Genomic DNA, 23,531 nt, shown 5'->3' with positions numbered 1-23,531 from the left:
TCGTAAACCTCGACATTCTGGGCGTTTTCCCTGCCTGGGGCCGGTCCGTTGTCGTACAGTCAGGGCTCGCCAAAATCGGATGACCGGTACCAGGGACGGTCGGCCGAACCATTGACCGCGTCCACAGGAGTGCAATGAGTTACCCCCCGCAGGGTCAGCCCCAGCAGCAGCAGCACCACCAGGGCGGCTACGCCCCCGCGCCGGTCCAGCACCAGCAGGGCGGCCCGGTCGCCACCGGGGCGGGCCAGAACATGAAGCGCCGCAACCCGGTGGGCGCCTGGCTCGGCCTGCCGATGATCACCTTTGGGATCTACGGCCTGGTCTGGTTCTACAAGGTGCACGCCGAGCTGTTCGGTTTCGACCGCCGCAGCGGCGACGCCTCGGTGAACGCCCTGCTGTCGATGCTGTTCGGTGCCTGCACCCTCGGCATCTGGCCGCTGGTGATGTACGTCAAGCTCGGCGGGCGGATCGCCCAGGCGCAGCGCGCCGCCGGGCTGCCGGCCGAGTGCAGCGGAGGCATGGGCTTCCTGCTCGGAATCTTCGGGTTCGGCGTGCTGTACTACCAGATCCAGCTCAACAAGGTCGTCGACCGCTACGGGGACACGCCCCCCGGCCAGCAGGTCTCCCTGGTCGCCTGACCGGGAACGGCAGCCCTTCCGAACCCCTCCGCGCCCGCCGGGCGCGGAGGGGTCCGCCGTTTCCGGGACCGGGCGGCGCGCCGTTCTGTCGGTGCCGGGGACCACAATGGGCGGGTGAGGATCGTGGTGGCCGCCGGGCCGGACGGCGGGGGAGCGCTACAGCCCTTCGCCGAGGACGGCACGCCCGCCGGGCCCGCCGAGACCGTCCCCGATCTGGCCGCCGCGGTCGGGGCGCGCGAGCGGGCGGACGCGCCCCGTTGGGTGTGGTCCTCGACCGCCCGGCTCTACCCGCGGCTGCTGCGCGCGGGCGTGCGGGTGGCGCGCTGCCACGACCTGGAACTGGTCGAGAGCCTGCTGCTCGGCCATGCCGGACGGTACGGCGAGCCCCGTTCGGTCCGGGCCGCGTGGGCGCGGCTGCGCGGCGAGCCGGTGCCCGCCGACCGGGTCCCGGCCGACCCCGCGCCGCAGCCGTCGCTGTTCGACTCCGATCCGGGCTCGGAGCCCGGCGCCGGTCCCGGCTCCGCCGACCCGTCCGGCGACGGCGAGGACCTCGACCGGATCACCGCCGTCCACGCCGAGCAGCGCCGCGTCATCGCCGGGCTCGACGGGTTCGCGCTGCTCGCCGCGGCCGAGTCGGCGGGCGCGCTGGTGGCCGCCGAGCTGACCCACCACGGGCTGCCCTGGTCGGCCGCGCGGCACGACGCGCTGCTCACCGAGCTGCTCGGGCCCCGCCCGTCCGGCGGGCTGCGGCCCCGCAGGCTCCAGGACCTCGCCGACCGCATCGGCGCCGCGTTCGGCCCCCGCAACCACGTCAACCCCGACTCACCGGCCCAGATCCTCAAGGCGTTCGCGGCGGCCGGGCTGCCCGTGCCGTCCACCCGCGCGCACGTGCTCAAGCGCCTCGACCACCCCGCGGTGCCGCTGCTGCTGGAGTACAAGGAGCTGGCCCGGCTGCACACCGCGCACGGCTGGTCCTGGCTCGACACCTGGGTGCACGAGGGCCGGTTCCGTCCCGAGTACGTGGTGGGCGGGGTGGTGTCGGGACGGTGGGCGACCAACGGCGGCGGCGCGTTGCAGATCCCCCGGGTGCTGCGCACGGCGGTCGTCGCCGATCCCGGCTGGGTGCTGGTCGTCGCCGACGCCGCGCAGCTTGAACCGAGGGTGCTGGCCGCGCTCGCGGGCGACCGGGCGTTCGCCGCCGCAGCCGCGCACGGCGACCTGTACGAGGCGCTGTCGGACGCCTTCCGCGCGGACGTCCCGTCGTCCGGCGGCGCGCGGACCGGGGCCACTCGGGCCGGCGGCGCGCGGACGGGCGAGCTGACCGCCCGCGACAAGGCCAAGCTCGCGCTGCTCTCGGCGATGTACGGCGGCGGCACCGGTGAGGCCGTGCAGCTCCTGGCCGTGCTCAGGAACCGCTTCCCGGACGCGTTCGGCTTCGTGGAGGCCGCCGCCCGCGCGGGCGAACGGGGCCACCTCGTCCGGTCGCGGCTGGGCCGCACCTGCCCGCCGCCGTCGGCCGGCTGGCGCGAGCTGACCTCGGCGGGCGACGACGACCGCGCCGTCCCCGACGGGACCGGCCAGGGGACGGGCCAGGGGACGGCGGCGCAGGCGCTGCGCAGCAGAGGCCGGTTCACCCGCAACTTCGTCGTGCAGGCCACCGCCGCCGACTGGGCGCTGGCGCTGCTCGGCGAACTGCGCCGCCGCCTCACCGCCCTCGGCCCGCCGCACCTGGTGTTCTTCCAGCACGACGAGGTGATCGTGCACGCCCCGGCCGGGCTCGCCGGCGAGGTGACGGCCGCGATCCACGCCGCCGCCGCCGAGGCCGGCCGGCTCCTGTTCGGCGACACCCCGGTCGTGTTCCCCATGGAGATCGCGACCGTCGACTGCTACGCCGACGCCAAGTAGCCCGCCCCAGGCCGCCTTTCAGCCGTCACCGCCGCGGGCCGAGCAGGCCGGCCAGGGCGCGGATCGTTCCCGCCGCCGCGATGGCGTGCCCCCGGGCGTTGAAGTGCAGCCGGTCCGCGCTGTAGATGCCGGGGTCGGACGCGGCCGGATGGTCGGGCGGGTTGTGCACGTGATGGGCGCCGTGCTCGGCGGCGACCTCCGCGGTCAGCTCGCCGAGCAGCCGCGTGCGCGCGGAGATGGCCGCGCGGAACCGGCGCGGGCCGAGACCGGCGGCGGTGATGTCGAACAGGCCGATGGTGAGGACGTCGGCGCCGGCCTCCCGGAACGCCGAGACCATGGCGGCCAGCTCGGCGCGCACCGCGTCCGCGTCGAACTCGGGAGCGAGCATGTCGTTCCCGCCCCCGACCACGATCGCCAGATCGGGCCGGAACTCCAGCGCGGGCCGGAGTTGCGTCGCGCGGATCTCGGCGGCGACCAGGTCGCGCCGTCCCAGGTTGAGCGCGGCGAGGTCGGGCACCGCCGCCGCGAGGGCCTCCTCGACCCGGTCGACCCAGGACAGGTCCCGGTAGCCGGGGGCGGGGTCGCGGACGCCCTCGGCGACGCTGTCCCCGACCGTCACCAGCCGCCGCCACGGCGCGCCCCGCATCAGGGCCGCGGCCTCTCCGGCCGGCAGGACGAAGGGATCGGTGTGCTCACTCATCGCGGGCCCCTCTCGGCGGACGGGGGCCGGACGCCGGACCAGAGGCCGGCGATGGCGGCGCCCCCGGCGGCCAGCGTGCAGAACAGGTAGACGGTGGCGTAGTCGCTGCGCCCGGCGTCCGCCGGGAGCAGCGCGGCCAGCGCGGCGATGCCGAGGGCGCCGCCGAGCTGCCGGGCGGTGGTGTTCAGGCCGGTGGCCCCGGCGAACCGCGACGGGCTCACCGACAGGGCCGCCGCGCTCGCGGTGCCCGTGCTGAGCGCGCCCATCCCGGCGCCGACGAGCAGCCCGAGCGGGAGCCAGAACGTGCTGAAGCGTGGTTCGTCCGGGAGGGCGGCGTAGCACCAGATCCCGGCGGCCAGCATGAGGAGCGCGCCGCCCACCACGGCGGGACGGGTGCCTATGCGGGAGGTGAGCCGGCCCAGGACGATCGCGGCGGCGGTGGCGGTGAAGGCTCCGGGCGTCGAGGCGAAACCGGCCTTGAGGACGGAGTAGTGCCAGTGCCCGGTGAGGAACAGCACGCCGACCAGCAGCCAGGTGTACAGCGCCGTCCCGTACAGGAAGGACACCGCGTTGGTGAGCGCGAACGGGCGGCTGCGCCACAGCGAGATCTCCAGCGCGGGCACCGGGTGGCGGACCGAACGCGCGACGGCGAGCGCCACCATCGCCGCGCCCGCGGCGAGGAGGCCGAGCGTGCGGGCGTCCGTCCAGGTCCAGTCCCGGGTCTGGGTCACGCCGAGGGCGAGGGCGCCGATGCCGCCGCCGAGCAGCGCGGTGCCGAGCAGATCGGGCCGGCGGCCCCCGCTGCCGGTGGCGCGGGGGAGGCGCAGGCCGCCGAGGAGCATCGCGACGCCGACGGGAATGTTGATCAGGAACAGCGATCGCCAGCCGAGGGCGTCCACCAGCAGGCCCCCGACGGCGGGGCCGATCGCCGCCGCGAAGGCGCCCGCGGCGCTCCACAGCCCGATCGCCGCGGCCCGTCGCTCGGGCTCGGTGTCGTGCAGCAGCACCGCGAGCGAGGCGGGGATCATGGCCGCCGCGGCGGCGCCCTGGACGCCGCGGGCGGTGAGGAGCGCGCCGAGGCCGGGTGCGACCGCGCAGGCGAGCGAGGCCAGCGTGAACAGCCCGACCCCGGCCTGGAACAGCGCCCGCCGCCCGGCCACGTCGGCGAGCCGTCCGGCGGGTGCGAGCAGGGCGGCGAACAGTACCGCGTACAGGGTGATGACCCAGGTGAGCCCGGCGAGCGAGGCGCCGGGGAAGTCCTCGCGCAGGCCGGGGACGGCGAGGTTGGTGACGGTGGCGTCGAGCATGCCGAGGAACGCCGCCCCGGCGGCGAGCAGGGGCACGCCGCGGATCCTCGGGCGGGCCCGGCCCGCCGGGGGCGCCGCGGGCGCGGTGCGATTCGTCATGGACGGCCTCCCCGAACAGAAAAATAAACGAACGGTCGTACTTTCTTTGACCGAGGGGCGTCCCGTCAAGAGGTTCTGGTGTTTGACTTTGCACGAACGGTCGTGCATATTGGCCCCGTGACGGACGGACGGCTCCTCAAGGGGGAGCAGACGCGCAGGACCATCCTCGGCCGCGCCGCCGACATCGCCTCGGCGGAGGGGCTGGAGGGGGTCTCGATCGGCCGGCTCGCCACCGAGCTGCGGATCAGCAAGAGCGGGGTGTTCACCCACTTCGGCTCCAAGGAGGAGCTCCAGCTCGCCACCGTCCGGCTCGCCGTCGAGACCTTCCGCGAGCACGTCGTCGCCCCCGCGCTCGCGGTGCCCGAGGGGATGCGCCGCGTCCGCGCGCTCTGCGCCGCGTGGCAGCGCTACCAGCGCGAACGGGTCTTCCCCGGCGGCTGCTTCTTCTACTCCACCGCGGCCGAGTTCGACGCGCGCCCCGGCCGGGTCCGCGACGCCATCGCGGCGTCCCAGCGCGACTGGGGCGCCTTCCTCGAACGCTGCCTGAGCGAGGCGCGCGACCTGGGCGAGATCGACGCGTCCGCCGACCCCGCGCAGCTCGCCTTCGAGATCGACGCGCTCTGCGCCGCGGGCGGCGCGAAGGCCCTGCTGCACGACGACCCGTCCGGGTACACGCGCGCCGAGCGCGCCCTCGCCGAGCGCCTCGCCGCCGTCACCGTCCCGGCCGGGGACGGCTGATGCTCAGCCGGCGACGCTGAGGGACGGCCTGGTGTTGAGGGCTTTCGCGTCGGAGAACGAGGTCCGCTGGTAGGCGCTGCCGATCGACTCCAGCTCCTCGGCGGTGAGCACGTCCTCGATGCGGTCGAAGCCGTCCGGCGCGCGCTCGGCCACCGTCTGTAGGACGCGGTCGGCCGGCATGTCCCGGCAGGCCAGCACGATCGCGTTGACCGTCTCGCGCCGCGCCCGCTCGTATGCGGCGAGCCCGGCGCCCGGATCGCCGCACCGTGCTAGCTCGTGCGCCAGGACGCGCGCGTCCAGCACGGCCTGGGAACCCCCGTTGGATCCGATCGGGTACATCGGGTGCGCGGCGTCGCCGAGCAGCGTCACCCGGCCCCGGGTCCAGAACGGCAGCGGGTCGCGGTCGACCATCGGGTACTCCAGGACCCGCGGCGTGCGCGCCAGCAGCGCGGGCACGTCGAGCCAGGGGAACCGCCAGTCGGCGTAATAGGGGAGCACGTCCTCCAGCCGGCCACCGCGGTTCCAGTCGGCCGGTCGATGCGGGCCCATCCCGTCATCGGTCCTGATCTCGGCGACCCAGTTGATCAGTGGGCGGCGGATGGAGATCGGGTAGACCACCAGCTTGGCGGCGGCGTTGCTGCCCGCCACCGCCATGGTCCGGCCGGTCAGGAACGGCTCGCCCTCGGCGACGCCGCGCCACATCCGGATGCCGTTCCACAGCGGGCCGGGCTCGCCGGGGTGGAGCTGCGCCCGCACCGACGAGTGGAGCCCGTCCGCGCCGACCAGCACGTCGGCGTGGATCTCGGCGCCGGTGCCGGCGATCCGGTCGAGCACATGGGCCCGCACGCCGTCCGCGTCCTGCTCGAAACCCTCCAGGACGGAGGCGGTGCGGACCGAACCCGGCCCGAGCCGGTCCAGGACGGCGTCCAGCAGGATCATCTGGAGCTCGCCGCGGTGGATGGAGTACTGCGGCCAGTCGTAGCCGAGGGCCAGGCCGCGCGGCTCGCCCCAGATCCGCCCGCCGTGCCGGTCGAAGTGCACCATCTCGGCGGTGGCGATCGCGGTGGAGGTCATCGCGTCGCCGAGGCCGAGCTCGGTCAGCTCCCGGGTGGCGTGCGGCAGCAGGTTGATGCCGACGCCGAGCGGGCGCAGCGACGCGGACGCCTCGACGACCAGCGCCTCGATGCCGGCGGCGTGCAGGCTGAGGGCGGCCGTCAGGCCGCCGACGCCCGCCCCGACGATGAGTACGCGCAACGCTGCCCCCTCAAGGCCGCCGCCGTGCGGTCAGCCCTTACCGCCCCTCGCCCCGGACACGGCGCCCTCGACCCCGGCGCCGTCCGCCGTCCCGCCGGGCGACGTCGCGTCGTCCGGTGTCGTGTCGTCCGGTGTCGTGTCGTCCGGTGTCGTGTCGTCCGGCGTCGTGTCGTCCGGCGTCGCGTCGTCCTGTGTCGTGGCGCTCACGGTCTTGGTGCCCGGCGGCTCGGCGTCCGAATCGTCCGGGTCGCCGGATGCTGCGGCGCCGCGGACCAGCCGGCCGACCTCGGCGCGCAGCCGGACGAACCCGGGGTCGGAGCGGGTGGTGATCTGCTCGCGCGGGGTCGGCAGCTCGATCGGCAGTTCGGCGCGGATCCGGCCCGGGTTGCGGCCGAGCACCACGACCCGGTCGCCGACGTAGACGCTCTCGTCGATGTCGTGCGTGACCAGCAGGATCGTCATGCCTTCGGCCTGGTGCACCTGGAGTACCAGGTCCTCCAGATCCTCGCGGGTCTGCGCGTCGACCGAGCCGAACGGCTCGTCCATCAGCAGCAGCGAGGGCCGGTAGGCGAGGGCGCGGGCGATCGAGACGCGCTGCTGCATGCCGCCCGAGAGCTGCCACGGGTACTTGCGCCCCGCGTCGGCGAGCCCGACCTCCTTGAGGGCGCCCTCGGCGGCGGAGCGCCGCTCGGCCCGGGACCCGCCGCGGCGCCGCAGCGGCAGCGCGACGTTGTCGCGGACCGTCAGCCACGGCAGCAGCGACCGGCTGTAGTCCTGGAACACCACGGCGAGGTCGTCGGGCACACCGTCGATGGGCGTGCCGTTCAGCAGCACCTCCCCGCTGGTGGGGCGGATCAGCCCGGCGATGCAGCGCAACAGCGTCGACTTGCCGCAGCCGGACGGGCCGACGATGCTGACCAGCTCGCCCTCGCCGACCCGCAGGTCCATCGTCCGCAGGACGGTGTGGTCGCCGTAGGAGTGGCTCAGTTCGTTGATCTGGAGCATGTGCTTCACCTGACTCGGGGAGCGGTCACGGTCCACGGTGAGTCGCCGTTGAGGTCGTTGGTGTGGGTGATCTGCTGGTAGCCGTTGGCCAGCGGGGCGAGTTCCTCGGGGGTGAGGACGTCCTCGATCCGGGCGAAGCCGTCGGGCGCGCGTTCGGCGACGACGTTGAGGATCTTGTCGCCCGGGTTGTGGCGGTTCGCCAGCACGATCGCGTTCACCGTATCGCGCCGCGCCGCGTCGTAGCGGGCCAGCGCGGCCTCGGCGGTGCCCGCGCGGGCCAGCTCGAACGCCAGCACCCGGGCGTCGATGATCGCCTGGGAGCCGCCGTTGGAGCCGAGCGGGTACATCGGGTGCGCGGCGTCGCCGAGCAGCGTCACCCGGCCCCGGGTCCAGAACGGCAGCGGGTCCCGGTCCACCATCGGGTACTCCAGGATCTCGTCGGCGCCCTTGATCAGCCCCGGCACGTCCAGCCAGTCCACCCGCCAGTCGGCGAAGTGCGGCATGACGTCCTCCAGCCGGCCGGCCCGGTTCCAGTCGGGGACCTCGGTCAGCTCGGTGGTCGGCTCGCAGATCTCGCCCAGCCAGTTCAGCAGCGCGCGGCCCCGGTCATCGGCCTCCCGCGAGATCGGGTAGCAGATGAACTTGCTGAGCAGGTTGGTGCCGAGGACCGCCATCGTCCGGCCGTTGAGGAACGGGTCGGCCTCGGTGACGCCGCGCCACAGCGTGACGCCGTTCCACAGCGGTCCGCCCTCGTCCGGGTGCAGCGCCTTGCGCACCGTCGAGTGCAGCCCGTCGGCGCCGACCAGGATGTCGGCGGTCAGCGCCGACTCCGCTCCGGTGGCCTGGTCGCGGACGCGCGCGGTGACGCCGTCCGGGCCCTGCTCGAAGCCGGTCAGCGCGACGCCGGTGCGGATCGCGCCGGCGCCGAGCCGCTCGCGCGCCGCGTCCAGCAGGAGCATCTGGAGCTCGCCGCGATGCACGAAGTACTGCGGCCAGCGGTAGCCGAGGCCGAGGCCGCGGCCCTCGCTCCACACCGGGTTGCCGTGCCGGTCGAAGTGCGCGAGCTCCTCGGCCGACAGGCCGGTCGCGTCGAGCGCGCCGCCGAGGCCGAGCTCGGTCAGCTCCCGGGTGGCGTGCGGCAGGAGGTTGATGCCGACCCCGAGCGGGCGCAGCTCCCGCGCCGACTCGATCACCTCGGCGTCGATGCCGGCGGCGTGCAGGCTGAGCGCGGTGGTGAGCCCGCCGATGCCGGCCCCCACGATCAGGACGCGCATGGCGTTCCTCCGTTCGTCGTTGATGTGCCCGGCACGCCGGGCCGGTCGCCCGCCCGCGCCGGGGCGCGGGCGGCGCGGGTCAGGCGTCGTTGCGGCGCGCCCCGCCGTGCCAGGCCAGGACGCGTCGCTCCACGAGGTGGAAGACCAGGTTGAACAGGCAGCCGAGCACGCCCAGCAGCACGATCCCGGCCCACATCTCGGGCATCTGGAAGCTCTGCTGCGCGAGGGTGAGCCGTGCGCCGATGCCGGTGCCGCCGCCGACCAGCTCCGAGATCACCATCAGGATCAGCGCGAAGCCGAGGCTCACGCGCAGCCCGGCGAAGATCTTCGGGGCGGCGGCGGGCAGGATGACCCGGCGCAGCCGGAGCGTCCCGCTGATACCGAACACCTTGGCGGTCTCCAGCTGGAGCCGGTCGACGCCCCGCACGCCCTCGATCGTGTTCAGCAGCACCGGCCAGATCACGCCGAAGGCGATCGTGGTGATCTGGAGCTGGGTGCCGAGGTCGAGCACCGCCAGCAGGAACGGGATGAGCGTCGGCGGCGGCACCGAGCGGCCGAAGTTCAGCACCGGGTCCAGCATCGCCCCGGCCACCCGGGACCGGCCGATGAGCAGGCCGAGCACGATACCGCCGACGGCGGCGATGATCCAGCCGCTGAACAGGTTGGTGAGGCTGGGCCGGAAGTCCTCGAGCGCCCCGTCGGTCAGGAACAGGTGCGCGGCCGGCCCGGAGAACCACATCTCGTGCAGCGCCTTGAGGATCTGCGACGGCGGCGGGTAGAAATCGCTGCCCGCCGTCCGCGTCCCGAGCTCCCAAGCCGCGATCAGCAGCGCCAGCAGCCACAGCCGCCCGACGCCGGAGGTCAGCAGGGACAGTGCGCGCGGCGTGCGCCGCCGCGTCCGTCCGCCCGCGGGGCCCGGACGGTTCCCCGTGTCCTCGGTGCCTGCGTCCTTGGTGCTCCCGGCGTCCTTGGCCGGCTCCGCCCCGGAGCCGCCGGTGGCCGTGGCCGCGGGCGGTCCGGACGTTCTCGCCTCGCTCATTCCAGGTCCCCCGCTCGTGCGGTGTGCCAGCGGAACGCCCGCCGTTCCAGCCCGACCAGCAGGAAGTTGGCGAGGAGACCGAGCCCGCCCGCCCAGACCGCGCCGGCCAGCATCAGGTCGGGATGGCCGCCGCCCGACTGGCTTTCCATCAGAAAACCGCCGACGCCCTCGCCGGCGCCGGCCATCAGCTCGGTGCTGACCACCACGACCAGCCCGACCGAGGCGGCGATCCGCACGCCGGTCGCGACGAACGGCGCGGCGCTCGGCAGGCTGACCCGCAGCAGCACCGAGAGCCTGCCGAAGCCGAAGCTGCGCAGCGTCTCCTTGGCGACCGGGTCGACGTCCCGCAGCGCGTACAGCAGGTTGATCAGGATCGGCCAGGTGGCGGCGTAGAAGACCAGCGACATCTTGCTCTGCGCCGGCGAGCTGAACGAGATCAGCGCCAGCGGGATCAGCGCCAGCGACGGGATCGGGCGCAGCAGTTCGACCACCACGCGGGCGGCGTTGTTGAGCCAGGGCGTGGCGCTGAGCACGAGCCCGACCACGACCGCGGTGACCGTGGCCAGCAGCAGGCCGCCGCCCCACACCCGCAGGGTGGCGGTGACCTGGGTCAGGTACTCGCCGTCCCCGGCCAGCTTGGCGGCACGCACCAGCACGGTCGATGCGGGCGGCACGAAGTCGCGATCGACCAAGCCGGTGCGGGTGACCAGCTCGGCGATCGCGACGGTGCCCGCGACCCCGACCGCGCCGAGCGCGATTCGGGGCAGTCTCATCCGTTCTCGAGGACGATCGACTTGACGTCGAAGGGCTGCTTGAGGTACCCGAACTGCTTCATGACGTCGGCGACCCGCTGGAGCCGGGTCGCGCTGGTGGAGGTCGGGTAGGCGTTCATGCTGATGACGCTCACCAGCTTGGGGTCCATCTTGGTGAACTTCGGCATCGCCTCCTGGAGGACCGCGCGGTCGGTGGCGAGCGCCTGCGCCTTGACCAGGCCGCGCTGGAACGCCGCGATGGTCTTGGGGTTCTTCTTGGCGAACTCCTCGGTGGAGGCGAAGCCGGTGATCGGGAAGTCCTTGGTCGGGCCGCTGGAGAAGTCGGTCAGGATGCGGGCGCCGATGGACTGCTGGATCTGGGTGACGAACGGCTCGGGCACGATGATCGCCTGGGCCTTGTCGGTCTTGAGCAGCTGCTCCTGGGCGGGGAAGGGCGCCACCACGACGTCCTTCTTCTCGTCGATCTGGACCCCGTAGGGCTCCAGCGTCGCGCGCAGCAGCAGGCTGTTCTGGTTGCCGGCGGCGTTGGTGCCGATCTTCTTGCCGGCCAGGTCCTTCGGTGACTTGATGGGCGAGTCCTTGGCGACCAGGACCCCGTTGAGGTTCTTGGTCATCGCCGACGCCTCGGCCACGATGCGCAGCTTGTACAGGCCGTCCGCGGCGGCCTGGATGATGCCCACGTGCCCGCCGTGCGCGATGTCGAGGCTGCCGCCCTTGAGCTGCGGCAGCGCCTCGGCGGCACCGGTGACCGTCTTGATCTTCACCTTCAGGCCCTCGGCCTTGAAGAAGCCCTTGGAGATCGCGATCTGCACCGCTGCACCCTCGGTGATCGGCATGACGCCGACGGTGATCTCGGACTTCTCCAGGCCGTTGGCCGACTTCTCCTCGCCGCCGCCACAGGCGGCGAGTGACAGTGCGAGCGCTGCGGTGAGGGCACCGCAGAGGGAGGTGCGTCGCAGTCGAGCGAACCTCATGAACGCTCCTTCAGCAGGTCGGAAGGGGGGAATGTCATACGAACAGCATGATCGGCCGGACTCTAGCGCAGTAACCGTCGGTAACCTCCAGCGATTCTCCGGATGTTTACGTAGGTGAGACACAAAACGGTCAAACAGGGCAAATCGTGATCAAAAGGCGCCAAGTGTTCCGAAGTGCGAAATGACCAAACTTCGGGTTGGACCTTGGGATTACTCTGTGCTCCAATGACCCACGCCCCAGAGGTTCCAGAGGTCACAGGCGCCAACGCCGGATACCAGCCGGTAACTCCGGTCGGGCCCCGACCGGACCCCGAAAGCCGTGAGAGGTGATGGAGGGAAGTGCGACCAGCAACGGAGCCGGACCGTGCCCCAGGTCCAGAAGCTGAGTCCCTCCGGAAGGGTGGCGCTGAGCAGGGCGGGCGCCGGTCCGGTGGCAGGCTCCGGCTCGCCAACAGGCGGGTCACCACCCGCCTCGTCGCGCTCATCATGATCCCCGCCGTGGTCGCCGGGATCCTGGCCGGACTGCGGCTGCGGGACGCGATGGCGGAGGCCGCGGTGTACACGCGAATCGAGCGGTTGGCTACGCTCGGTGACCGGGTCGCCGGACTCGCCCAGGAACTGGAGGACGAGCGGGACACGACCGTCCAGTACCTCTCACTCGGCAAGGCGGGCCGGGTGAGCACGCTGCGTGACCAGCAGGCGGCCACCGACCGCGCCGTGCGCTCGGTCCGCGAGCTGACCGGCGGCATCGACGGCGACTACGCCCCGCAGGTGATCGCGAAGGTCCGCGACATCCGGTACCGGCTCGACACCCTCGCGGGCGTCCGGGCCATTGCCGGGCAGGCCAGCGCCTCGGCGACCTCGACGCTGGACATCTACAGCCAGCTCACCGCGACCCTGCTCGACTTCGACGACCTGATCGCCCAGGGCAGCCCGAACCCGGACCTCGCCGAGAGCACCCGTGCGTTCGCGGCGCTCGCGCGCGCCAAGGACTTCGCCTCCCAAGAGCGCGCCCGCATCGGGCTCACCCTGATCGCCGGCCGGTTCGTCAGCCCGACCGACCGGGAGACGCTCCAGACGCTGCGCTCGCAGCAGGACAGCCAGATCGCGCTGTTCCGCGCGACCGCCACCACCGCACAGCGGCAGGCGTACGAGGACACCGTCACCGGCCCCGAGATCGGCCAGGTCGAGTCCCTCTACCAGCAGGTGCTGGTCAGATCGGGCGCCAGCAAACGGCTCTCGGTCGCCCCGCTCCGCGCCAGAACGCACGTGACCTGGGACAAGGTCGCCACCACCCGGGTCGAGCAGATGCGCGGCGTCGAGCAGCAGCTCGTCGGCAGCATCGTCGCCGACAGCAGCCGGCTGAAGGACGACGCCTGGCGCGGCGCCTTCACCGACGCGGGCGTGCTGCTGGTCGGCCTGCTGCTGGCCGGTCTGGCCACGGTGGTCGTGGCCCGCTCGCTGGTCCGGCCGCTGCGCCGGCTCCAGGCGGGCGCGCTGGAGATCGCCGGCACCCGGCTGCCCGGCCTGGTCGACCGGCTGCGCGACCCCGAGGCCGCCGCCGGCGGCATCGAGGTGGAACCGATCGAGATCGACTCCACCGACGAGATCGGCCAGGTCGCCCGCGCCTTCGACGAGGTGCACCGCGAGGCGGTCCGGCTGGCCGCCGACGAGGCGGTGCTGCGCGGCAACATCAACGCGATGTTCGTCAACCTGTCGCGGCGCAGCCAGTCCCTGATCGAGCGCCAGCTCAAGCTGATCGAGGAGCTGGAGCAGAGCGAGCGCGACGACGAGCAGCTCGCCAACCTGTTCCGGCTGGACCACCTGGCCACCCGCATGCGCCGCAACTGCGAGAACCTGCTGGTCCTCGGCGGCCAGGACCAGGTGCGCCGGTGGAACCGCCCGGTCCCGCTGATCGACGTGGTCCGCGCCTCGCTGTCGGAGGTCGAGCAGTACGAGCGGGTCGCGCTGCGCGTGCAGGGCGACATGACCGTCGCCGGCCCCATGGTCAACGACCTGGTGCACCTGCTGGCCGAGCTGGTCGAGAACGCCACGGTCTTCTCCGCCGAGCACACCAAGGTCACCGTCTCCGGCCAGCTGCTCAGCGGCGGCGGGGCGATGCTCCAGATCACCGACAACGGCGTCGGCATGTCGCCGGACGAGCTGGAGCAGGCCAACTGGCGGCTGGCCAACCCGCCGGTCATCGACTTCTCCGCGGCCCGCCGGATGGGCCTGTTCGTGGTCGGCCGCCTGGCCGTCCGGCACGGCGTCCGGGTCGAGCTGCGCGCCGCCCAGGGCGGCGGGCTCACCGCGTTCGTGGTGCTCCCCGACGCGGTGGCGAGCGCGGCCGAGGGCAGCGGGGTCGGGGGCCGGGGGCTGGCCGGACGCGAGGGCGCGGCGGTCGTCGGCCGTCCCGCCCAGCTCGCCTCGCTCACCGCGCCGACCGCCGTGGCCGACCCGCCCGCCCTCGGCGCGGGCGGCGCCTTCCACGAGCCCGCCCCGCAGGACGAGTCCGGCACCGGCGCGCATCCGATCTTCGGCGGCACCGGCCCGCAGCCCGCCTTCGGCGGGACGGGCGGCCAGCCGGTCATCGGCGGGACGGGCCCGCAGCGCCCGATCCGCGGCACCGGGCCGCTGCCCGCCGTCGGCGACACCGGCTCGCACCGCGCGTTCGGCGACGACGACAGGTCCAGGCCGGGCGACTCCGGCACCCGGTCCGGCCGGAGGGGCACCGGGCCCCTGCCGTCGCTCGGCGGCACCGCGCCGCTGCCGGTCATCGGCGGCACCGGACCCCTGCCGCCCGTCCCGCCGCCCGGCGAGCACCGGACCCCCGACCAGGCTCCGCGCTATCAGGACATGCGCGGTCAGGACGCACGCGACCATGACCCGCGTATCCAGGAGCCGCGCAATCAGGATCCGCGCGACCAGGAGCCGCCTTACCAGGATCCGCGCGAGCACGACCTCCGGCCCGGACGCCTTGAGGGGCTGCCCGTCCGGCAGCCCGGGGCGCAGTTGCCCGCCCGGCCGTCCAATGGCGGGCAGCCGGGCGACGGACCGAACGGCTTCTTCGACCCCGCCGCGCGGCAGACGGGCACGCAGCCGGTCGTCCCGGAGGGGCAGCCCGCGGTGCCGGAGGCCAACCGGCCCCGGCCCACCATGTGGGAGACCGGCCCGCTCAACCAGGTCGAGGGCCCGCCCGCGCCGTCCGGCCGTCCGGGCGAGCGCCAGGCACCCCGGCCGCCCGCGCGGCAGCAGCCCATGCAGCAGCAGCCCGCGCAGCGCCCGTCCGCGCCGCCGCCCCAGCCGCCCGCGCAGAATCCGCAGCGGCCGGGCGAGCCGCGCCGGGTGCCGGAACGTTCGCCCATCTTCGACGCGATGCAATCGGAGTGGTTCACGCAACGGACTGGGGAGTCGCTCCCCCAGGACCCGGTGAAGGGCTGGGAGTCCCCGGCCGACGCAGGATTCCGCGCGGCCGAGGCCGCCGAGGCGGCGACCCGGGAACCGGCGGCGGGCAAGCGCACGGCCGTCGGGCTGCCCAAGCGGGTGCCCGGCAAGAACCGGGTCCCCGGCGCGGTGGCCCGGCCGCCCGAGCAGGCCGAGCAGCGACCACAGCAGCCGCCGCAGGGCGGCCAGGCGAGGCAGGAGCGGCCCGCGCCGCCCGAGGCCGCGCAGGGCCCGTCCGCCGACGTCGTACGCAACCGCTTCGCGAGCCTGCAACGCGGTGTCCATCGGGGCCGCACCGAAACTCGCGGCGGAGGCATGCAAGGTGAGGCGCCGTCGCACGACGACGGAGAGAGTGGAGGCAACCGGTGAGCGGGCAGGATCTCAACTGGCTGGTGACGAACTTCGCGGACCGGGTTCCGAAGGTCGCGCACGCCGTCGTGGTCTCCTCCGACGGGTTGCCGATGGCGTACTCGTCGGGTTTCCCGCCGGAGCGCGCCGACCAGCTGTCGGCCATCGCCTCCGGGCTGATGAGCCTCACCCAGGGCGCCGCGAAGATCTTCGACGCCGGCGGGGTCAACCAGACCGTGGTGGAGATGGACCGCGGGCTGCTGTTTGTGATGGCCATCACCAACGGCTCGGTGTTCGCCGTGCTGGCCGCGCCGGACTGCGACCTCGGGCTGGTGGCGTATGAGATGACCCTGCTGGTGGAACGGGTGGGGCGCGTGCTGACGCCGGCGCTGCGCGGCGGCGAGCAGCCCCCGTACGGCGGCGGGCCGCACATTCCGGAGATGGGCGCGGGGCCCGCCCGGTATTGACCTTGACTGACTCTGACGGAGGTCGGCGAGATGGATCGAGGCAGTCCTTTCGGGGCCGGTCCGGGTGACCAGCGACGATGGCCGGGGGACCCGGGGCGGGGACGGCAGCCGGCGCAGGAGGACTCCGAATCCAGCTCCCTGGTGCGCCCGTACGCCGTCACCGGGGGACGGACCAAGCCGCGCTATGACCTGGCGATCGAGGCCCTGGTCACCGCGGCGCCGTTTCCACCGCGCGACGTGGCCATGCTGACGCCCGAGTACCGGGCGATCATGGACCTGTGCCGGTCGGCCCGCTCGGTGGCGGAGGTTTCCGCCCTGCTGCGCCTTCCGCTCGGCGTCGCCCGGGTGCTCGTCGCGGACATGGCCCTCGAGGGACTGCTGCGGCTGCACCAGTCGGCTCCCACCGGTTCGCAGCCGGATCTTCGACTGCTAGAAAGGGTTCTCAGTGGCCTTCGGAAGCTCTGATCAAGTTCCCGTCGCGGGGCCGCCCGGCGGGAACGCCGAGCTGACCTCGGTCAAGATCGTCGTCGGCGGCGGTTTCGGCGTCGGCAAGACGACCTTCGTGGGTTCGGTGTCGGAGATCATGCCGCTCACCACCGAGGCGGTGATGACGGCCGCCAGCGCCGAGGTGGACGACCTGTCGGCGGTGCCGGACAAGACCACCACCACGGTCGCGATGGACTTCGGCCGGGTGTCGCTCGACAGCCAGCTGATCCTCTACCTGTTCGGCACGCCGGGCCAGCACCGGTTCTGGTTCATGTGGGACGACCTGGTGCGCGGCGCGATCGGCGCGGTGGTGCTGGTCGACACCCGGCGGCTGGCCGACTGCTTCGCCGCCGTCGACTACTTCGAGGAGCTCGGCCTCCCGTTCGTCGTGGGCGTCAACGGGTTCCACGGCGAGTTCCAGTATGCCGTGGACGACATCCGCGAGGCGCTCTCGATCAGCCCGCACGTGCCGATCATGCAGTGCGACGCGCGCAGCCGCGAATCGACCAAGCAGGTGCTGATCAACCTGGTCAAGCACGCGATGACGATCCACGCGGCCGGTGCGGCCGGGCCGGCGCAGTCCGCCCCGCCCGCGACGCCCGGCACCGCCTCGCCGAGCTGGACCTGACCGGGCCCGTCCCCGTACGCGCACCACCGCCTCGTCCCGTTCCGTCACCCCACCCGGGGCCGGAGAAGGGGGCGGGGCCACGGTCGCGCAAGCATGTGTGCAGAATGCATGATTAAGCGACGTGGCCGGACAGGAACCAGTCTCGAGGGATTGCGATGGACGAATTGGAGCAGATCGGTACCTACGTAGCGATCGGCGACAGCTTCACCGAGGGGATGAACGATCCGCACCCCGGGGAGGCGGACCGCTTCCGGGGCTGGGCGGACCGGCTCGCCGAGCGCCTCGCCGAGCGGCGCCCCGGACTGCGGTACGCCAACCTCGCGGTGCGCGGCAAGCTGGTGCGGCAGGTCGTGGCGGAGCAGGTGCCGAGGGCGGTCGAGCTGGAACCCGACCTGGTGACGTTCTGCGCGGGCGGCAACGACATGATCCGTCCGGGCGCCGACCCTGACGCGCTCGCGGTGGTCTTCGACGACGCGGTGCGGCGGCTGCGCGACACCGGCGCCCGTGTGGTGATCTTCACCGGGTTCGACACCCGCGGGCTGCGCACCGCCGCCCGGATCCGCGGCAAGGCCGCCACCTACAACATGCACCTGCGCGCGATCGCCGACCGGCGCGGCTGCACCGTGGTCGACCTGTGGCCGGCGACCGCCTTCAACGACCCGCGCGCGTGGTCGGAGGACCGCCTGCACTTGTCGCCCGAGGGGCACCGGCGGATGGAGCTGCGGGTCGCCGAGACGCTCGGCCTGCCGGTGACCGGGAGCTGGCACGAGCCGTGGCCGCCGCTGGAGCCCGCCGACTGGCTGACGATGCGCCGCGCGGATGTGCACTGGGCCAGGACGTACCTGCTGCCCTGGATCGGCCGCCGCGCGACCGGGCGCTCCTCCGGGGACGGCCGTGAGCCCAAGCGCCCGACGCCGCTCCCGCTCTGACGCGTCCCGCCCTCACCTGCCCCGCTCCGGCGCGCCGAACGCGCCTGGTGCGCGTCCACCCCCGGGCCTGACCGGCCCGGGGGTGACTTGTCAGCGAGAGGGTGTGCGTGATCGCGGCGGGTCGTAGGGTGCTTGCCAGACGTGACGTCAAAAGTAGGAGAAGGACGCATCAGGTGAGCTCCCCCCGTTTGCCGGAACACCTCGAACTGCTGTTGACCGACGAGCCGGTGCTGGACGTGTACGGGTTCGGTCCGTGGCGGGTTCCTGACGGTTTGTACGAGGAGTTGCGCGAGCGTGCGGTGGAGTACAACCGTGATCGGCGTGCGGTGGTTCTCACGCGGCAGCTCAGCGATTTCTATGGTGCGGGGACGAGTTCGGCGGGCGCCGAGCAGTGGTCGCTGCTGACGTTTTTGCTGGGGGCGTCGGCGGTGCGGGGTGGTTCTCGGGGTGATGTCGACTATGAGCTGCTGTCGGATTTTCTGGCGACGCCCGAGTCGGCGGTGCGTGACCCGGCTGCGTGGTTCACGCAGGGTGGGCGGTGGCGTCCGCCGGGCCTGTGGCTGCCTGAACCGGCGGGCAACGATCGTGAGCGGCGTGCGGTCATGCTCGAGTTGGCGCGCGCGGGTCTGGACGTCTTCGACGGGCTCGTCCCGCTGGAGGGTCGGCGGCGTGCGCTGATCGAGTTGTTCGATCGGCGCGCGGACGACCCGGTGCTGCGCGAGCTGGACATGACCGTCCCGCAGGACGGGTTCGAGGACGCCTGGCTGGCCGACCTGCCGGACGAGGTGCTCGCGATCCTGCCCGAGTTCGCCGGTCCGGTCGGGTACCTCGGCTGGGCCTGCGACGGGCTCGACGCGGCCCACGAGCGCATCGCGGACACCGTCGCCGACGGCGAGGACCCCGATGCGGCGCTCGCGCGGCTCCTGCTGGCGGCCGAGCTCCCCGTCGTCCCCGCCGAGATGGCCGTCACGCTCGGGACCGGCCGCTACGAGGAACTGGGCGAGCGCCTGCGCGCCCTCCGCGACGACTTCGTCGTCGAGACGTGGCAGCAGGACTTGCGGGCATGGCTGGCGCGGGGGCTGGTCGCGGGCGAGGCCGACGCGTGCCGGGCCTGGCTTGACATGGCCGTCCGCCTCACCGGGGCCGTCCAGGGGCTGCCCGACGCCGCCACCAGCCCGCGCTGCCGCGTCCCCGTCCGCGCCTTCCAGATGGACCTGCGCAGGCTGTTCACGGCCCGCCGCGTCCTCAACCCGCTGGCCGGCGCGCTGCCCGGCCCCGGCCGTCCCGCCGGGTCGGCCGCCGTGCCGGGCGGCCCGCGGGACCGGGACGAGACCGTCGGCAAGGCCCTGATCGGGCAGCCCGAGCTGGTCCGCGCCCTCAGCGAGGCCCTCGCCGCCCGGGTCGCCGGCGAACGGCCCGTGCGGCTGCTCATCGCGGGTCCCGAGGGCACCGGGAAGGGCACCGCCGCCGAGATCCTGGAACGCCGGCTCGCCGACCACGGGACGGTCCGCGAGGCCGCGTGGATCTCCGACCAGGTGTTCGCCTCCCTCGGCGTGAGCGACGCCGTCCTGTGGCTCCAGGCCCGCGTCCGCGACTGCCAGGAGGCGCGGCTCCTGCTCGTCATCGACGACCTGGAGAAGCTGGTCGCCTACGAGCGCTGCGGCCCCGCCACCGTCGAGGAGCTGCGCCGGATCATGGCGCGCTCGCCCGGCCTGGACGTCGTCGCGCTGTGCCGCCCCGGCGGCGACCGGCGGCTGTTCGACGCCAACCCCGCGCTGGTGCGGGCGTTCGAGGTGACCCGGACCCGCGACTTCGGCGAGGACGACTTCGCCGAGCTGTTCGCCCGCGCCGCCGTCCGCAACGGCGCCGCCGTCTCCGCCGAGGCGGCCCGCACCGCCGGGGTGCTGCTGTCGCGCACCCCGCCGCTGCACAACCTGCGCGGCGCCCGCCTCGTCGAGCACCTGGCCGCGCAGAGCGTCGCCGCCGCGCACGCCCGCACGGCGGCGAGCCGCCGCGCCGCCGCGCAGGAGCCGGCGCAGGCCGGCGACGAGCCGTCGGCCCCGGAGATCACCGCGGCCGACCTGCCGCAGCGGCTCATCTCCGGCCGGTCCGCCGAGACCGACCCGCGCGCCGAGCTGGCCGCCTGCGCCGGCATCGAGCCGGTGAAGCGCGAGATCGACGCGCTGATCGCCGAGGCCCGCGCGGTGCAGCTCCGCCGCGAGGCGGGCATGGCGGTCGCGGCCCGCCCCCGGCACCTGGTGTTCACCGGCAACCCGGGCACCGGTAAGAGCAAGATCGCCCGGATCCTCGGCCGCATCTATGCCGACCTCGGCGTGCTGACCTCCGGCCACCTGATCGAGGTCGACCGGTCCGACCTGCTGGGCGAGTACACCACCGAGAGCGCGCTGAAGGTCCGGCGCGCGGTGGAACGGGCGCTCGGCGGGGTCCTGGTCGTCCGGGACGCGCACGCCTTCGCCTCGCCGGACGCCACCCGCGGCCGGGAGATGGTGGACGTGCTGCTCACCGCCGTCCAGGCGCACTCCGACGACCTGGTCGTGGTGCTGACCGGTCCCGAGGGCGAGCTGAACGGGCTGCTGAAGTCGCACACCGACCTCGCCGCGCTGTTCCCGCGGACCGTCCGGTTCCCCGACCTCACCGAGGACGAGCTGGTGCAGGTGTTCGCGGCGAAGGCGGCCGACGCCGGGTTCGCGCTCGCCGGCGGGGTGCTGGAGAAGGTCCGCGGGCTGGCCCAGGCCGTGCCGCGCGAGCGCGGCTTCGGCAACGCCCGCATCATGATCAACCTGCTCGACCGGGCGGTGGCCGGGCAGGGCCGCCGGGTGCTCGCCGACGGCGTGGTCGACGAGACCGAGTCGCTCGACGAGATCCTCCTGGAGGACGTGCCCGACGCGCTCGCGCCCGGCCGCGACGGGGTCTCGGGCGACCCGCTGGCCGAGGTCGCCCGGCTGATCGGACTGGAGGCGATCAAGCGGGAGGTCGCGGCGCTGGTCGCCGAGGCGCGCGCCGAGCAGATGCGCCGCGACGCCGGGGTCCCGCTGGCCCTCCCGACCCGGCACATGGTGTTCATGGGAAATCCCGGCACCGCCAAGACCACGATCGCCCGGCTGATCGCCGCGGTGTACGCCAAGCTCGGGCTGCTGTCGTCGGGCCACCTGGTCGAGGTCACCCGCGCCGACCTGGTCGCCGAGTTCATCGGGCAGACCGGGCCCAAGGTCCGCGCCGCGGTCGACCGCGCGCTCGGCGGGGTGCTGTTCGTGGACGAGGCGTACGCGCTGTCGGCGGCCGGCGGCGACCAGCGCGACTTCGGCCACGAGGCGGTCTCCGAGCTGCTCAAGCTGATGGAGGAGCACCGCACCGACCTGGTCGTCATCGTCGCCGGGTACGACGCCCCGATGGAGCGGTTCCTGGAGTTCAACCCCGGGCTCGACTCGCGCTTCGCCAAGGTGCTCCGGTTCCCCGACTACAGCGCCGACGAGCTGGTCACGATTTTCGAGCACATGGCGGCGGAGGCCGGCTTCACCCTCGCGGACGGGGTGCTCGGCGCGGTGCGCGGCCTGATGGACGCCCACCCGCGCGGCGCCTCGTTCGGCAACGCCCGGCTGATCCGCAACCTGCTCGATGCCGCGGTCTCCCGGCAGGCCGAGCGGATCACCGCCGAGCACGACGAGCGTCCTGAGGCGGTCGGGGCGGCCGAGGTGCGGATGCTGCGTCCCGAGGACCTGCCCGAGCCGCCGCAGGCGACCGGCGACGGCTCCCCGGGCCTCTACCTCTGACCGGGGCCGCCGCCGGGCCCGTCCGTGCTCTCGTCCACGCTCCTCGTGCGCTCGTACTACCACCCGGCGGCAACCTGCGACGTTTGGGGGACTTCGAGTGCCGCGTCTGTCACATAGCGTGGTGATTTGGAGTTGTGGACAATCATGCGGTGGATGGACGCGCGCCGCCCCTTGGGTTGTCTAGGGTCTACGCATGACCGACGGCTGGCCGGACGGCCGGGCACGACAGGAGGACGACCGCGTGGCGCGAAGCAGGCACGATTCCGCATCGGCGGAGCACCCGCACGCCTACGAACGGGACTCGTACGAGGAGGGGGACCAGCTCGGCGGCTACGGGAGCGACTCCCACGGCCACGAGCGCCCCTACCCGCGTCGCCGGCGGCGCCGCTGGCCACGGGTGCTGGCGGCCCTGGTGGCGGTCCTGCTCGTGGTGGTCGTCGGCGGCTACTTCTACCTCGACTCCCGGCTCAAGCGCGAGGCGGTCCTGGAGGACTACACCGGGCGGATCGCCGACACCCCCGGGACGAACTGGCTCATCGTCGGGTCCGACAGCCGTGAGGGGCTGACCAAGGACCAGCGCAAGCAGTTCGCCACCGGCCAGGCGGCCGGCCGCCGGACCGACTCGATGATGTTGATGCACTACGGCAGCGGCGGCACCACCCTGGTCAGCCTGCCGCGCGACTCCTACGTCCCGATCCCCGGGCACGGCTCCAACAAGCTCAACGCCGCGTTCGCGTTCGGCGGGCCCAAGCTGCTGGTGCAGACCCTGGAGAAGGCCACCGGCGTGCACATCGACCACTACGCCGAGGTCGGCTTCGGCGGTTTCGTCGGCGTGGTCGACTCCATCGGCGGCGTCGAGATCTGCGTCAAGAAGCCGATGAAGGACCACAAGGCCGGCCTGAACCTCCAGCCGGGCTGCCAGAACCTGACCGGCGGCCAGGCCCTCGGCTACGTCCGCACCCGCGCGTCCGCCCGCGCCGATCTCGACCGGGTGGAGCACCAGCGGCAGTTCTTCGGCGCGCTGATGAAGAAGGCCGCGGGCCCGGGGGTGCTGCTCAACCCGTTCCGCGGTGTCCCGATGGCGCTCAACGCCACCAGCAACTTCACCGTCGACGACGGCGACCACCTCTACGACCTGGCGCGGATGATGTGGGCCATGCGCGGCGTCACCGGCGGCGACGGGGTCACGACCACCGTCCCGATCGGGGGCACCGGCTCCTCGGCGGCGGCGGGCTCGTACATCACCTGGGACAAGACCAAGGCGTCCCAGCTCTTCGGCGCGCTCAAGGGCGACACCGAGGTCCCCAAGGACGTCGTCACCAACTGAACCGCGCGCGGGGGACGGCGGTGCGCGCGCGTCCCCCGGCGCGCGGTTAGAGTCGAAGTATGTCCGACGTGACGCCTGATGGCGCCGAGCTGGAGAACCTGTCGTCCCGGGAGCTGCACGACCGGGCGGTGCGGCTGGCCCGGGACCGGCACGACGCGGCCTTCCTCTGGGAGCTGCTGCGCTCGATCCCGGCCGCCGCCGCCGCGACCGGTGAGACCGACCGGGCCGAGTTCGACCTGCTGCACGGTCTGTCCCTCCTCCAGGAGTTCACGCACGCGGGGGAGGGCGAGCTCGCCGACGCCCTCCGCCCGGTGTACCTCGACTACCTCACCGGCGAGCGCGCCTCTGACTCCGACCCCGACGCCGCCTCCTAGACCGTTTCTAAAAGCCCGGCCCGGCGTCCTC

19 protein-coding genes are annotated in these 23,531 nt (G+C 73.5%); 11 read left to right on the top strand and 8 right to left on the bottom strand.

Features of this window, described 5'->3' with window-relative positions:
• Positions 1–134 precede the first annotated feature (134 nt).
• Complete coding sequence (locus tag QP090_RS21510) at positions 135–638, top strand: DUF4234 domain-containing protein (protein ID WP_285940919.1); 504 nt, start codon at positions 135–137, stop codon at positions 636–638.
• A gap of 114 nt (positions 639–752) precedes the next feature.
• Positions 753–2,543: a bifunctional 3'-5' exonuclease/DNA polymerase gene (locus QP090_RS21505; RefSeq protein WP_285940918.1), complete on the top strand. Its 1,791-nt coding sequence runs from the start codon at positions 753–755 to the stop codon at positions 2,541–2,543.
• A gap of 25 nt (positions 2,544–2,568) precedes the next feature.
• Here the strand turns inward: QP090_RS21505 and QP090_RS21500 are convergent, their stop codons facing one another.
• Both QP090_RS21500 and QP090_RS21495 read right to left on the bottom strand, forming a co-directional pair.
• A complete protein-coding gene (locus QP090_RS21500; RefSeq protein ID WP_285940917.1) occupies positions 2,569–3,243 on the bottom strand; it encodes an SGNH/GDSL hydrolase family protein in 675 nt (224 codons plus the stop codon).
• Positions 3,240–4,649 (bottom strand): MFS transporter, encoded by a 1,410-nt coding sequence (locus tag QP090_RS21495; protein WP_285940916.1) that lies wholly within the window; start codon positions 4,647–4,649, stop codon positions 3,240–3,242. The genes QP090_RS21500 and QP090_RS21495 overlap by 4 nt, the downstream gene beginning before the upstream one ends.
• 117 nt (positions 4,650–4,766) lie before the next feature.
• On the opposite strand from QP090_RS21495, the gene QP090_RS21490 reads away from it, so the two are divergent.
• Complete coding sequence (locus QP090_RS21490) at positions 4,767–5,387, top strand: TetR/AcrR family transcriptional regulator (protein ID WP_285940915.1); 621 nt, start codon at positions 4,767–4,769, stop codon at positions 5,385–5,387.
• Positions 5,388–5,390: 3 nt separating this feature from the next.
• Here the strand turns inward: QP090_RS21490 and QP090_RS21485 are convergent, their stop codons facing one another.
• From QP090_RS21485 to QP090_RS21460, 6 genes are all read right to left on the bottom strand, one after another.
• Entirely contained in the window at positions 5,391–6,641 is a 1,251-nt protein-coding gene (locus QP090_RS21485; protein WP_285940914.1) for a flavin-dependent oxidoreductase, read from the bottom strand.
• Positions 6,642–6,671: 30 nt separating this feature from the next.
• Positions 6,672–7,646 (bottom strand): ABC transporter ATP-binding protein, encoded by a 975-nt coding sequence (locus tag QP090_RS21480; protein ID WP_285940913.1) that lies wholly within the window; start codon positions 7,644–7,646, stop codon positions 6,672–6,674.
• Between the two features lie 5 nt (positions 7,647–7,651).
• A complete protein-coding gene (locus QP090_RS21475; RefSeq protein ID WP_285940912.1) occupies positions 7,652–8,920 on the bottom strand; it encodes a flavin-dependent oxidoreductase in 1,269 nt (422 codons plus the stop codon).
• A 79-nt stretch (positions 8,921–8,999) separates the two neighbouring features.
• Complete coding sequence (locus QP090_RS21470; protein ID WP_285940911.1) at positions 9,000–9,959, bottom strand: ABC transporter permease; 960 nt, start codon at positions 9,957–9,959, stop codon at positions 9,000–9,002.
• Positions 9,956–10,732, bottom strand: coding sequence for an ABC transporter permease (locus QP090_RS21465; protein WP_285940910.1), 777 nt, complete (start codon positions 10,730–10,732; stop codon positions 9,956–9,958). Before QP090_RS21465 ends, QP090_RS21470 begins: the two co-directional genes overlap by 4 nt.
• Positions 10,729–11,706: an ABC transporter substrate-binding protein gene (locus QP090_RS21460; protein ID WP_285940909.1), complete on the bottom strand. Its 978-nt coding sequence runs from the start codon at positions 11,704–11,706 to the stop codon at positions 10,729–10,731. The genes QP090_RS21465 and QP090_RS21460 overlap by 4 nt, the downstream gene beginning before the upstream one ends.
• Before the next feature lie 498 nt (positions 11,707–12,204).
• Between QP090_RS21460 and QP090_RS21455 the strand changes: the two genes are divergently transcribed.
• From QP090_RS21455 to QP090_RS21420, 8 genes are all read left to right on the top strand, one after another.
• Complete coding sequence (locus QP090_RS21455) at positions 12,205–15,519, top strand: sensor histidine kinase (RefSeq protein ID WP_285940908.1); 3,315 nt, start codon at positions 12,205–12,207, stop codon at positions 15,517–15,519.
• Complete coding sequence (locus QP090_RS21450) at positions 15,516–15,965, top strand: roadblock/LC7 domain-containing protein (RefSeq protein WP_285940907.1); 450 nt, start codon at positions 15,516–15,518, stop codon at positions 15,963–15,965. The genes QP090_RS21455 and QP090_RS21450 overlap by 4 nt, the downstream gene beginning before the upstream one ends.
• Positions 15,966–15,995: 30 nt before the next feature.
• Positions 15,996–16,430, top strand: a complete 435-nt coding sequence (locus QP090_RS21445; RefSeq protein ID WP_285940906.1) for a DUF742 domain-containing protein — start codon at positions 15,996–15,998, stop codon at positions 16,428–16,430.
• Positions 16,431–16,470: 40 nt separating this feature from the next.
• Positions 16,471–17,079, top strand: a complete 609-nt coding sequence (locus tag QP090_RS21440) for a GTP-binding protein (protein WP_285941393.1) — start codon at positions 16,471–16,473, stop codon at positions 17,077–17,079.
• A gap of 155 nt (positions 17,080–17,234) precedes the next feature.
• Entirely contained in the window at positions 17,235–18,008 is a 774-nt protein-coding gene (locus tag QP090_RS21435; protein ID WP_285940905.1) for an SGNH/GDSL hydrolase family protein, read from the top strand.
• A gap of 173 nt (positions 18,009–18,181) precedes the next feature.
• Positions 18,182–21,799 carry an AAA family ATPase gene (locus tag QP090_RS21430; RefSeq protein WP_285940904.1) on the top strand — a complete coding sequence of 1,206 codons (3,618 nt, stop codon included), beginning with the start codon at positions 18,182–18,184 and terminating at the stop codon, positions 21,797–21,799.
• A 193-nt stretch (positions 21,800–21,992) separates the two neighbouring features.
• On the top strand, positions 21,993–23,126 hold the full coding sequence (locus QP090_RS21425; RefSeq protein ID WP_285940903.1) for an LCP family protein: 1,134 nt from the start codon (positions 21,993–21,995) through the stop codon (positions 23,124–23,126).
• Between the two features lie 59 nt (positions 23,127–23,185).
• Entirely contained in the window at positions 23,186–23,500 is a 315-nt protein-coding gene (locus tag QP090_RS21420; protein WP_285940902.1) for a hypothetical protein, read from the top strand.
• Positions 23,501–23,531 lie beyond the last annotated feature (31 nt).

The sequence above is a fragment of the Actinomadura xylanilytica genome, from assembly GCF_030283145.1.
In the GTDB taxonomy this organism is placed as follows: Bacteria; Actinomycetota; Actinomycetes; order Streptosporangiales; family Streptosporangiaceae; genus Spirillospora; species Spirillospora xylanilytica.
The sequence above is the reverse complement of the archived record's forward strand: the minus strand, read 5'-3'. Positions and strand labels throughout refer to the sequence as shown.

What these genes read in the sequence shown, in the direction of transcription:
- QP090_RS21435 (WP_285940905.1), top strand. Translation starts at nt 17,235, where the DNA reads ATGGACGAATTGGAGCAGATCGGTACCTACGTAGCGATCGGCGACAGC.
- QP090_RS21445 (WP_285940906.1), top strand. Translation starts at nt 15,996, where the DNA reads ATGGATCGAGGCAGTCCTTTCGGGGCCGGTCCGGGTGACCAGCGACGA.
- QP090_RS21510 (WP_285940919.1), top strand. Translation starts at nt 135, where the DNA reads ATGAGTTACCCCCCGCAGGGTCAGCCCCAGCAGCAGCAGCACCACCAG.
- QP090_RS21480 (WP_285940913.1), bottom strand. Translation starts at nt 7,646, where the DNA reads ATGCTCCAGATCAACGAACTGAGCCACTCCTACGGCGACCACACCGTC.
- QP090_RS21500 (WP_285940917.1), bottom strand. Translation starts at nt 3,243, where the DNA reads ATGAGTGAGCACACCGATCCCTTCGTCCTGCCGGCCGGAGAGGCCGCG.
- QP090_RS21475 (WP_285940912.1), bottom strand. Translation starts at nt 8,920, where the DNA reads ATGCGCGTCCTGATCGTGGGGGCCGGCATCGGCGGGCTCACCACCGCG.
- QP090_RS21495 (WP_285940916.1), bottom strand. Translation starts at nt 4,649, where the DNA reads ATGACGAATCGCACCGCGCCCGCGGCGCCCCCGGCGGGCCGGGCCCGC.
- QP090_RS21420 (WP_285940902.1), top strand. Translation starts at nt 23,186, where the DNA reads ATGTCCGACGTGACGCCTGATGGCGCCGAGCTGGAGAACCTGTCGTCC.
- QP090_RS21425 (WP_285940903.1), top strand. Translation starts at nt 21,993, where the DNA reads ATGACCGACGGCTGGCCGGACGGCCGGGCACGACAGGAGGACGACCGC.
- QP090_RS21460 (WP_285940909.1), bottom strand. Translation starts at nt 11,706, where the DNA reads ATGAGGTTCGCTCGACTGCGACGCACCTCCCTCTGCGGTGCCCTCACC.
- QP090_RS21465 (WP_285940910.1), bottom strand. Translation starts at nt 10,732, where the DNA reads ATGAGACTGCCCCGAATCGCGCTCGGCGCGGTCGGGGTCGCGGGCACC.
- QP090_RS21470 (WP_285940911.1), bottom strand. Translation starts at nt 9,959, where the DNA reads ATGAGCGAGGCGAGAACGTCCGGACCGCCCGCGGCCACGGCCACCGGC.